Origin of the sequence: Rhodoblastus sp. (genome assembly GCF_041915505.1) — a bacterium.
Lineage (GTDB): Bacteria > Pseudomonadota > Alphaproteobacteria > Rhizobiales > Beijerinckiaceae > Rhodoblastus.
In genome coordinates, this window is the sequence record NZ_JAYSBG010000239.1 from 1 (window position 1) to 5563 (window position 5563).

Annotated in this window: 7 protein-coding genes; all 7 read right to left on the reverse strand. The window is 67.6% G+C overall.

The features are described from left to right. The coding region (locus ACE3S9_RS13965) for a 23S rRNA (pseudouridine(1915)-N(3))-methyltransferase RlmH (protein ID WP_374547080.1) at positions 1–394 on the reverse strand (394 nt) is incomplete at its 3' end. A gap of 16 nt (positions 395–410) precedes the next feature. Further along, complete coding sequence (gene rsfS / locus ACE3S9_RS13970) at positions 411–797, reverse strand: ribosome silencing factor (protein WP_374547081.1); 387 nt, start codon at positions 795–797, stop codon at positions 411–413. 125 nt (positions 798–922) lie between these two features. Beyond that, positions 923–1627, reverse strand: a complete 705-nt coding sequence (locus tag ACE3S9_RS13975; protein ID WP_374547082.1) for a hypothetical protein — start codon at positions 1625–1627, stop codon at positions 923–925. 58 nt (positions 1628–1685) lie between these two features. Then, entirely contained in the window at positions 1686–2093 is a 408-nt protein-coding gene (locus tag ACE3S9_RS13980; RefSeq protein ID WP_374547083.1) for a hypothetical protein, read from the reverse strand. Between the two features lie 107 nt (positions 2094–2200). Then, on the reverse strand, positions 2201–2794 hold the full coding sequence (locus tag ACE3S9_RS13985) for a nicotinate-nucleotide adenylyltransferase (RefSeq protein WP_374547084.1): 594 nt from the start codon (positions 2792–2794) through the stop codon (positions 2201–2203). Continuing rightward, positions 2791–4083: a glutamate-5-semialdehyde dehydrogenase gene (locus ACE3S9_RS13990; RefSeq protein ID WP_374547085.1), complete on the reverse strand. Its 1293-nt coding sequence runs from the start codon at positions 4081–4083 to the stop codon at positions 2791–2793. The genes ACE3S9_RS13985 and ACE3S9_RS13990 overlap by 4 nt, the downstream gene beginning before the upstream one ends. 105 nt (positions 4084–4188) lie before the next feature. Beyond that, positions 4189–5563: carbamoyltransferase C-terminal domain-containing protein (locus tag ACE3S9_RS13995; RefSeq protein WP_374547086.1), on the reverse strand; the 1375-nt coding region annotated here is incomplete at its 5' end.

A 5563-nucleotide genomic window follows, 5' to 3' on the forward strand; every position in this document is an offset into this window, starting at 1 on the left:
AGGTCATGGCGCCGAAAGCCAGCGTCAGATCGGCCCGGTCGCGGAAGGCCGGATCGAAGCCGTCCGGGCCGCCGATCATCATCGCGCAGACCGGCGCGCCGGCGTCGCGCCATTCGCCCAGTTTCCTCGCGAAATCCTCGCTCGACAGGTTCCTGCCGCGCTCGTCGAGGCAGATTTTTCGCGCGCCCTGCGGCAGCAAAGCGTCGAGCGTGGCCGCCTCCTCCGCCTTGCGGTCCTCGGGCCGGCGCGCGCGCGATTCGTCGATTTCGCGAAGGTCGAAGCCGTTGAAGCCGATCTTGCGGCCGCCGGCGACGCAACGCTCGGCATAACGCGCGACCAGTTCGCGCTCCGGGCCCGCCTTGAGCCGCCCGACGCCGACCAGAAGCAGTTTCATCGCCGAAGGGCGCCCATCAGCTCCGCTTCTCGCCCGGACGGTCCACGCCCCACATCTTTTCCAGATTGTAGAACTGGCGCACTTCGGGCCGGAACAGGTGAACGATCAGGTCGCCGGCGTCGATCAGCACCCAGTCGCAGGCCGGCAGGCCCTCGACCGACGGCGTCCCCGCGCCCACTTCCTTGAGCGCCTTGACGACCCTGTCGGCCAAGGCGCCGACCTGGGTGGTCGAGCGGCCGGTGGCGACGATCATCCAGTCGGCGATGGAGGTCTTGCCGGCGAGATCGATCAGCACGACCTCATCGGCCTTGAGATCGTCGAGCGCGGTCAGGACGGCGCGCATCGGCGGGCTAAGGGCGGCGGGATCCAGTCCTTTCGCCGGCTGCGGCTCCGCTCCGGTCATTTGCTTGGCAGTCAGGCGCTTAATCCTCATCATTCGCGCGGTCACGGCGCGAAACAGGGTTGAGGCGCCTAAAATGCCGATCCGCGTCGCAAGAATCAACCTTTGGCGTCACGATCAGCGCCCGGTCAGCGTTTCCCCTGGGGATCGTCCTCGCCGCGCTCGCCGATGAACCGCACCGCGAGCGGATAGCCGGGGGCGCTGGCGGCCATGGACGCCGAGAAATGCAGCGGCGTGCATTGCTTCACGGCGGCCAGAATCGATTCGCGCACGTCCGCGGCGGCGAGGCCCTCCCCGGCCTTGACATAAGTGATGCGCGGCGCGCCCATCACGCCGCCCTGGCCGTCGAAGGCGAATCGGAGCGTGACCTCGACCGTCTCGCCACGCTGGGGCAGCGGCGGCGACCAGCAGGCGGCCAATTGCTCGACAGCCTGTTTCGGACGGTCGATCACCGGCGGCGGCTTCGATCCACCATCGTCGCGATGCTGGTCGAGAATTTTGCGGACCGTGATCACCATGCCCTGCGACATAGACGGCGGCGGCCCGGAGGGCAGCGGGCCGGCGGGCCCCTCCTGCGGCGCGGCGGGCGGCAGCAGCGGCGAGATGAGCCCTTCCGAAAGCGGCGGCGGGCCGAATGGCTCGGAATAGCCCTGATTGAAATAGATGGTCGCGCCCGACGGCGGGAGGAAAAGGGCGCCCGGAGGCGGACGAACCGGGCGAAAGCCCCGATAGGGATGCGGCCGCCACAGCCCGCGCCCGCCACACCAGGCGTCGCCGAGCGGAAACGCCAGAACGGCGCATAACAGAACAAGGATCAGCCGACCGGGAGCCATGATTTCCACCCGCCCTGCCGACAGCAATAGGCCAAGGCTTCCGTAAGTCAATCCAGCGCTAAACCGACTGGGCGGCCTTGCGCGCCTTGGCGAGCAGATCTTCGGCTGCGAGCGGCGCCGCCGCGCCCGGCTCAGCGACCAAAGCCCCGAAATCCAGCGCCAATGCGACAAGCACGGCGAGCGCCGCCAGCTCCTCGCGCGGATCGCCGCCCCAACGGATCGCCATCCCGACCGCATCCTCCGCGAGCCCATATTTCGCCCGCGCCTCCGCCTCGACCTCCTGGAAGCGCAGGTCGAAACCGGCGTCCTCGCCGTCGAGCGCACAGGGGATATAGCCCTTGCTTTTCAGGGGAATGTAATCGTCATCAAGAACCACCTTAAAGCCGAGCGGATCGAGCGCGCCTTGCAGCGCCTTGCGCGCGGGAACCGCCTCCCGCTTCAGAAAAGCCGTCAAAGCGCGCGCCATGATCCCTCCCCTCGTCCTGGTTCGGGACCCGCCAAGCATTGATCGGGCCACAGCCGCGCGCGGCCCGGCGACGACAATTTGTCGCGAAGCCACCCATGTCAGCGAGATTAACGCCGCTTCTTCGCGCGCAATAGGGTCGAGGACAGAGGCGAGCGTGGCCCGTGTAGCACGATCAAGGCGGGCGGGCGGCGTAGCGGCAGCGATTTCGCCTCCGCCTCAGGCAGGCGGCGGCGCGCGAACCAGCTTGCCGCGATCCCACGTTCGGCGTGATGGGTCGCGCCGGGCCGGTCGATCACCAGAATCGGCATCTGGCGCGCAATGTCCTGCCAGCGTTGCCAGCGGAAAAAGCCGGCGAGATTGTCGGCGCCCATGATCCAGACGAAATGCACGCCCGGGCAGGCGCGGCGCAGGTAAGCCATCGTCTGATAAGAATAACGCGCGCCGATCTTCTGCTCGAAGCCGGTGACGACGACGCGCGGATGGCGCATGATTTTGCGCGCCGCCGCCATGCGCTCGGCGAGCGAGGGAAGACCCTCGCGCGATTTCAGCGGATTGCCCGGCGTCACCATGACCCAGATGCGGTCGAGATCGAGGCGCTTTAACGCCAGATCGCACACCAAAGCGTGGCCGGCGTGCGGCGGATTGAATGACCCGCCGAACAGGCCGATGCGCATGCCGCGCGCAAAAGGCGGCAGGTTCATGCGCGGGTCTGGCCCTCGCCATGCACGACATATTTGAAGGAGGTAAGCTGCGCCACGCCGACCGGGCCGCGCGCATGCATCCGGCCCGTGGCGATGCCGATCTCGGCCCCGAAGCCGAATTCGCCGCCATCGGCGAATTGCGTCGAGGCGTTGTGGATCACGATGGCGGAATCCACCTCGCGCAGGAATTGCTCGGCCTTGGCGGCGTTTTCCGTGACGATGCAATCGGTGTGATGCGAGCCATAGGTCTCGATGTGGTCGATCGCGCCCTGCACGCCGCCGACCAGTTTCACCGAAATGATCGCGTCGAGATATTCGGTCGACCAGTCTTCTTCGCTCGCCGGCTTCACCCGCCCGTCGACCTGCCGCGCCGCTTCGTCGCCGCGCACTTCGCAGCCGGCGTCGAGCAGCAGCCCAACCAGAGGCGCGAGCAGGCGATCCGCCCCGGCGCGATCGACCAGCAGGGTCTCCGCCGCGCCGCAAACGCCGGTGCGCCGCATTTTGGCGTTGAGCAGGATCTTTTCCGCCTTGGCGAGATCGGCCTCGGCGTCGACATAGATATGCACAATGCCTTCGAGATGAGCGAAGACCGGCACGCGCGCTTCCGATTGCACGCGCGCCACCAGGCTCTTGCCGCCGCGCGGCACGATCACGTCAATGGCGCCGTCGAGGCCGGTCAGCATGGCGCCGACGGCGGCGCGGTCGCGGGTCGGAATCAAAGCGATGGCGTCGTCGGGCAAGCCCGCCTCGCGCAGGCCCTCGACCAGACAGGCGTGGATCAGCCGCGAGGAATGGAAGCTCTCCGAACCCGCGCGCAAAATGGCGGCGTTGCCCGCCTTGAGGCACAAGGCGCCGGCGTCGGCGGTGACATTGGGCCGGCTTTCGAAGATCACGCCGACCACGCCGAGCGGCGTCGCCACGCGATCGATCTTCAGACCGTTGGGGCGTTCGAACCGCTCCAGCAGGCGGCCGACCGGATCGGGCAGGTCGGCGATGTCGTCGAGGCTCTGCGCCATGCTGGCGATGCGTTTTTCATCCAGCAGCAGGCGGTCGAGCAGCGCCGGGCCGAGATTTTTGGCGCGGGCGCTCGCCATGTCCTGCGCATTGGCTTCGAGCAATTCGGGCGCGCGGCGGCGGATGACGAGCGCGGCGGCCCGAAGCGCGTGGTTCTTCTGGTCCGGCGACGCCAGCGCCAGCACCCGCGCGGCCTTGCGCGCCCTGCGGCCGATGGTCCGCATCAGCGCATCGAGATCGCCGCCTTCGCCTTCGACAATTTTCAGGTTTTCCATCGCCTTGACCAGTTCGTCCCCGACGGCGGTGAGAGATCGCCGCCGCAGCAGATGTGATTTAGCAGAGTGCGCGGCCGCCGCCAAATGACGGACGGCGCGCCGTCCCTATTCTCCGCTGGCCGCGGCGCAGTTCTCGGCGCGCCACGCGGCGAGCCAGCTCTCGATCCGCTCGCCGGCGCCCTCCCGCTTGAGCCAGACGAGCAGAGCCGGCCCTTCGGCGGAAATCATGAACAGGCCGTCCATTCCCTTGGCCCGGTGCAGGGTTTCGACCGCCTGCGCCGGCGTCTGCACGATCGGGCCGGCGACATTGAACGAGGTATTGACCGCAACCTCGACGCCGATCCGCCGCCCCAGCGCCTGCAGATAAGCATGGACGACCGGATCGGTCTTTTCGCGCACGATCTGCACGCGGGCGGTGCCGTCGGCATGAATGACGGCGGGGACGCGTTCGAGCGCGATCGGCTTCGCCCGCGCCGTCAGCACCATGTAATTATAGGCGTTGTAATCGTCAGCGGCGGCGCCGTCGGAGAGTTCGAACAATTCCAGCACCGCGCTGAGGGTCGCCATGGGTGCGAGCGGGCGGATCGCTTCGCGATATTTGACGCGCTGGTTCAGCGTCTCGCGGGTTTGCGGATTGCGCGGATTAGCGAGGATCGAGCGATGGCCGAGCGCCCTCGGCCCGGTTTCCGCCGGCCCCTGAAACAAGGCGATGACGCCGTCCCGCTCCGTGATGAAGGCCATCAGGTCGGCAATGGCCGCGATGTCGCCCGCGCGCGAGACGTCGCCGATTTCGACGCTGGCGACATCGGACGCGCCGCCGAACGCGGCCTGGATTTCCGCGAGACGCGCGGCGCGCCCGCAATAGAAGGCGTGCTCCAGCCTCGGGCCGAGGCCCACGCCGGCCTTGGCGGCGAAGGCATAGGCCGCGCCGATGGTGACGCCGGAATCGCCTGGAACCGGCGGAACCCAAAGACGCAGCCGCGCCGCCCGGCCGAGGGCGCGGCGGTAATAGGCCTCGTCGAACCGTTCCAGCAGCCGCATATTGGCCACCGCATTGAGCGCCGCGCCTCCGGTCAGGACCAGTTGTTCCGCGCCGGTTTCGCGGATCAGAGCGTCGATGACGTGAAACAGCCCATCCTCGAACACCAATTGCGTCGCCGCCGCCTTATCCAGCCGCTCCTGCGTGTTCGACCGATGACATATGTCTTCGACCCGCAGCACGGAATCCGGGTTCCACATCTGCTCCGGCGCAATGGGCGCGCCCAGAATGTCGATCAGGTCTTGCGTATAAGGCTTGTACAACATGCTGCGCGGCCAGTTCGCCAGCGACCGGTTGAGGCGCAGGTCGCCGCCGGGCCGAAAGTCGAAAATCGCGCGCAGCCTTTGATAGTAAGGATTGGTCGCGCGGTTCATGTCGCCATAGGCGGTCGCGCCCATATAGCGCCCCTCGCTGCTCAGCGCGGTCCAGCCGCCCTGGCTC